The sequence below is a fragment of the Cellulomonas biazotea genome, from assembly GCF_004306155.1.
GTDB classification, from domain to species: Bacteria; Actinomycetota; Actinomycetes; order Actinomycetales; family Cellulomonadaceae; genus Cellulomonas; species Cellulomonas biazotea.
The window spans coordinates 1-4,613 of record NZ_BIMR01000190.1 but is presented as its reverse complement, the minus strand read 5'-3'; the positions used below and the strand labels follow the sequence as shown (position 1 = coordinate 4,613).

7 protein-coding genes are annotated in these 4,613 nt (G+C 73.8%); 3 read left to right on the top strand and 4 right to left on the bottom strand.

Going from position 1 to position 4,613, the window contains the following annotated elements:
- From CBZ_RS12485 to CBZ_RS12470, 4 genes are all read right to left on the bottom strand, one after another.
- Window positions 1–1,258, bottom strand: a 1,258-nt coding sequence (locus CBZ_RS12485) for a methyl-accepting chemotaxis protein (protein ID WP_130781860.1), incomplete at its 3' end; no start/stop codon positions are given.
- A 180-nt stretch (window positions 1,259–1,438) separates the two neighbouring features.
- Window positions 1,439–1,846, bottom strand: coding sequence for a hypothetical protein (locus CBZ_RS12480; protein ID WP_130781859.1), 408 nt, complete (start codon window positions 1,844–1,846; stop codon window positions 1,439–1,441).
- 192 nt (window positions 1,847–2,038) lie between these two features.
- A complete protein-coding gene (locus CBZ_RS12475) occupies window positions 2,039–2,974 on the bottom strand; it encodes a sulfite exporter TauE/SafE family protein (RefSeq protein ID WP_130781858.1) in 936 nt (311 codons plus the stop codon).
- 147 nt (window positions 2,975–3,121) lie between these two features.
- Window positions 3,122–3,580: an RrF2 family transcriptional regulator gene (locus CBZ_RS12470; protein ID WP_130781857.1), complete on the bottom strand. Its 459-nt coding sequence runs from the start codon at window positions 3,578–3,580 to the stop codon at window positions 3,122–3,124.
- Between the two features lie 137 nt (window positions 3,581–3,717).
- Here CBZ_RS12470 and CBZ_RS12465 point away from each other — a divergent pair, with 137 nt between their 5' ends.
- The 3 genes from CBZ_RS12465 to CBZ_RS12455 form a co-directional block, all read left to right on the top strand.
- Complete coding sequence (locus tag CBZ_RS12465) at window positions 3,718–3,999, top strand: metal-sensitive transcriptional regulator (RefSeq protein ID WP_130781856.1); 282 nt, start codon at window positions 3,718–3,720, stop codon at window positions 3,997–3,999.
- A gap of 28 nt (window positions 4,000–4,027) precedes the next feature.
- Window positions 4,028–4,261 carry a heavy-metal-associated domain-containing protein gene (locus CBZ_RS12460; protein WP_130781855.1) on the top strand — a complete coding sequence of 78 codons (234 nt, stop codon included), beginning with the start codon at window positions 4,028–4,030 and terminating at the stop codon, window positions 4,259–4,261.
- On the top strand, window positions 4,258–4,613 hold a 356-nt coding region (locus CBZ_RS12455; RefSeq protein WP_373862174.1), incomplete at its 3' end, for a cation transporter. The genes CBZ_RS12460 and CBZ_RS12455, both read left to right, overlap by 4 nt.

The window sequence follows — 4,613 nt, the reverse complement described above, 5'->3', positions numbered from 1 at the left end:
CCTTGACCTCGCCGGCGACGACCGCGAAGCCCTTGCCGGCCTCCCCGGCGCGCGCGGCCTCGATCGTCGCGTTGAGCGCGAGCAGGTTCGTCTGCTCCGCGATCGACGTGATGACCTTGACGACGTTCCCGATCTCCTGGCTGGACGACCCGAGCCGGGCGACGCGCTCGTTGGTGACGGCGGCCATCTCGGTCGCGTGGTGGGCGACCTTGGCGGCCTCCGACGCGCTCTGCGCGATCTCCCGGATCGACGCGCCCATCTGCTCGGACCCGGCGGCGACGGACTGCACGTTGCGGGACACCTGCTCGGCGGCGAGCGCGACGACACCGGCCTGCGCGCTCGTCTCCTCCTGCACGGAGCCGACCTGCTGCGACGCGGCGGAGAGCTGCTCGGCGGCGGCGGCGACGGTCTCGGCCGTCTCGACGACCCCGGCGAGGGTCGACCGGACGGAGGCCTGCGCGGTGGCGAGCGCCGCGGCGGTCTGGCCGATCTCGTCCTGCGCCCGGACGGGGACGGCGACGGTGAAGTCGCCCTCGGCCATGGCCTGCAGCGCGCGCCGGACCTCCTCGACGGAGCGGCGGACGCCGCGGACGACGAGCCAGGTGAGCACGGCGGCGAGGACGAAGGCGGCCACGAGGCTGTTGATGAGGACGACCATGGCGGTCGAGGCGCGGTCCTGCGCCCCCTCCGTGAGGGCCGTGATGTAGGCGGTGCTCTGCTCGGCGACGAGGTCGAGGTCCGCCACGTACGTCTCGATGGCAGGCTGCGCGACGACGTCGCGGACCCGGGCGTACTCGGCGAGGTCCTCCTCCATCGCGGCGGGGACGAGCTGGTTGTCGCGGATCTCGAGGAACGCGTCGTAGTGCGTGAGGAAGTCCTGCCAGGACTGCTCGCCGCCGGCCATGGACGCGGTGTAGTCCTCGATCTGGGCGTTGATCTCGGAGTCGTTCTCGTCGAGGCGGGTGAGCCACTCCTGCTTGTCGCCGGACTCGTCCGACGCGGCGATCTGCGCGACGATCATGCGGCCCTTGAGCTGGTTCTGGTGCACCCAGTTCCGCACGTCGAGGACGTTGGCCTGGCCGTCGGCGATCGTCGCGAAGTCCGCGTTCGCCTGCTTGAGGGTCAGGACCGCGTAGGTCGAGGCGCCCAGCAGGACGACGCCCGACAGCGCGAGGGTCGCGAGGATCTTGGTCTGGATGCCACGGCGGGCGAACCAGCCACCACGACGGCGTGACGACTGGGAGGGGGTCGTGCTCATCGGTGCGGGCCTCTCGCTCGGGCTGAGGGGTCCCCGCTGCGGACCGCCGGTCCGGGTGCGACGACCCCTGGCACGACGTCGGGCTCCCGACGCCGTCGCCCTACCGTTCGGCTGCTGTGCGTCGTCTGTGAGAGGACGCGCGGAACGGATCTTCCGCCCTGCGGATGAACCTGGTCGGCGTCACGCCCACGCGGGCGGGTCGGTCTCCGTCGACGGGGCGGGCCGCGGGAACGGGACGCTGGGCGTGGGCCGCCACGTGGCGTGGGGGCTCCAGGCGGTGCGGCGCTCGTCGGTCATCTCCGCGCGGCCGTCGGCATGGCCGTCGGCGTAGCCCTCGGGGTGCTCGTCGGCGTGCGGCCAGAGGCTGTGCGCGGGTCCGCCGTCACGGCCGGTGGCCGTGCCGTGCGCGGTGTGCCCGTGCCGGCTGGCCTCGTGGCCGAGCGCGGCGAACGGGTCGTACCGGTGGGCGGGAGCGGCCGAGAGCGGTTCCGTGCGCGTGTTCCAGGTGCCGGCGTGCGGTCGCGGGGTGAGTCCCGCCGTCCGGGGGGCCGCGTCGTCGCGGCGCTCCGGCAGGTCGCTCGTCGTCACGTGGGTGTCGCCTCTCGTCGCTGCTGGACGTCGAGTATCGCCGACAACGCACGTCAATGCGACATATCGGACCACGGATCGGACGCCACGCCGTCGACGCGCCGGACCCCCGTCACGGCAGGGCGTGACGGGGGTCCGGGGTGCGACGGTGCGTCGCAGGGGTGCGGCCCGGATGCGGCGGGCGGAGAGGCGTCAGACGGCGGGCGCGGCGGTCTTCTGCTCGTCGTCGACGGCCGGGACGGCCTCGGCGCGGGCGGCGGCCTGGTCGGCGCGGTAGGCGCGGACCGACCAGACGATCGCCCCGACCCAGATCACGGCGATGACCGCGAGGATCAGGCCCTCGGCCGGGGTGTTCTTCAGGCCGATCCAGTCGCTGCGGATGAGCGTGCGGACGTTCGTGAGGACGATGACGCCGCCGACGGCCGAGCCGAGGACGCGCGGCGGCACGTGCCGGACGAGCCACGCGGCGAACGGGGCGGCGATGACGCCACCGATGAGCAGGGCGAGCACCCACGCGAAGTCGATGCCCTGCGAGCCGATCGCGAGGATGAAGCCGAGGCTCGCGGCGAGCGACACGAGGAACTCGGAGGTGTCGATCGAGCCGATGACCTTGCGGGGCTCGAGGCGGCCGCTCGCGAGCAGGGCGGGCGTGCCGACGGGGCCCCAGCCGCCGCCGCCGGTCGCGTCGACGAAGCCGGCGAACACGCCGAGCGGGGCGAGGAAGCGCTTGCGCAGCGGGAGGTGCTGGCGGTCGGTCCGCAGGCCGAAGAGCGTGAACCGCACGAGGAGGTAGACGCCGAGGCCGAGCAGGATGAGCGACATGACGGGCGTCGCGGCCTCGGTCGAGAGGTTCGACAGGACCGTCGCGCCGAGGAAGGCACCGACGGCACCGGGGACGCCGATCTTGAGGACGACCTTCCAGTCGACGTTCTTGAACCGCCAGTGCGAGATGCCGGAGGCGAGGGTCGTGCCGATCTCGGCGAGGTGGACGGTCGCGGACGCGGCGGCCGGGTTGGTGCCGATCGCGAGGAGCAGCGTCGACGAGGTCACCCCGTACGCCATGCCGAGGCTGCCGTCGACGAGCTGGGCTGCGAGGCCGACGAGGGCCAGGAGGATCAGGCTGGGCACGGGGACCACCTAGGGGGACAGAGGCGCTGCGGACGGTGCGGACATCGGTGCTTTCGCAGATAATTCCGACCGCCTTGGTGGCCTAACAACCACCATCCGCATCGTGGACAGCGGTGTTCGCCATCCGGACGCCCGTCCGGCAGGACGTCAGGGGTTGTCCCACGCCCCCTGCGTGTCCGCGAGCGCCTGCACCGGCGCCGGCAGCTCGCGTGCGACGAGGCTCGCGAGGGTCACCTCGTCGAGCACCTGGCGGACGCTCGTGCGCAGCGCGACCCACACGTCGAGCAGCGCCGCGGCCGAGCCCTCGTAGGTCAGGCTCGGCGGGCGCTCGTCGCGCACGGTGACGAGCGGGCCGTCGACCGCCCGGATCACCTCGGCGAGCGTCACCTGGTCCGCGGGCCGCGCGAGGCGGTAGCCCCCGGACCGGCCACGGACCGACGTGACGATGCCCGCGCGGCGCAGGTCGCCGAGGATCCGCTCCAGGAAGCTCGTCGGGATGTCCTGGCCGGCCGCCAGGACGTCGGCCGGCACCGGGTCCCCGTGCGGGCTCGCCGCCAGCTCCGCGCACGCCCGCACCGCATAGTCCGCCTTCGCCGAGACCCGCATGCGACCGATTGTCCCCTGCCCGGGCGTTCGTCCCGGCGGTTGGAATACCCCAGGGGGGTATGGTGTTCGGGTGAGGTGAGCGGTCGGGACCGGCCGCAGGCCCGCCACCCCGACCCGGACCGCCGCAGGAGGACACCGTGCACGGCTACACCGACGCCAAGGACGACTACCTCAAGCGCCTGCGCCGCATCGAGGGGCAGGTCCGCGGCATCGCCCGCATGGTCGACGAGGACGTCTACTGCATCGACGTCCTCACCCAGATCGCCGCCGTCACCAAGGCGCTGCAGGCCGTGAGCATCGGCCTCGTCGAGGACCACCTCGGCCACTGCGTCGTCGACGCCGCCCGGCAGTCCCCCGAGGAGGGCGCCGCCAAGGTCCGCGAGGCCGCGGACGCCATCGCCCGCCTCGTCCGCAGCTGAAGAACCCCCACCACCCAGGAGAAGACCGATGTCCCAGACCACCACGTTCGGCGTCGACGGCATGACCTGCGGCCACTGCGTGCACGCCGTCACCACCGAGCTCACCGCGCTGCCCGGCGTCACCGACGTCGCCGTCGACCTCGTCGTCGGCGGGTCCTCCAAGGTCAGCGTCACGTCCGACGCCCCCCTCGCCGACGAGGCCGTCTCCGACGCCGTCGTCGAGGCTGGCTACGCCGTCACCCCGCGGAGGTCCCTGCTGTGAGCACCCCCGACGAGCGCCCCACGACGGGCGCACCCGTCGCACTCGTCGACCTCGACGTCGAGGGCATGACGTGCGCGTCGTGCGTCGCCCGCGTGGAGCGGCGCCTCAACCAGGTGCCCGGCGCCAGCGCGACCGTCAACCTCGCGCTGGAGACCGCGCACGTCGAGCTCCGGGCGGGCGACGACGGCGGCGTGGCGGACGACGACGCGCTCCTGGCCGCCGTCCGGCGGGCGGGGTACGACGGGCGCGTCACCGCGCGCCGCGGCGAGGGCACCGCGCCCGCCACGCCGTCCGACGTCCCGGCGCACCACCCCGGGCACGACGCCGGGCACGACGCCGGCGGGCACACGGG

Excerpts from the sequence above, each read along its gene's own strand:
- CBZ_RS12470 (WP_130781857.1), bottom strand. The coding sequence starts at position 3,580 with ATGCGGGTCTCGGCGAAGGCGGACTATGCGGTGCGGGCGTGCGCGGAG.
- CBZ_RS12460 (WP_130781855.1), top strand. The coding sequence starts at position 4,028 with ATGTCCCAGACCACCACGTTCGGCGTCGACGGCATGACCTGCGGCCAC.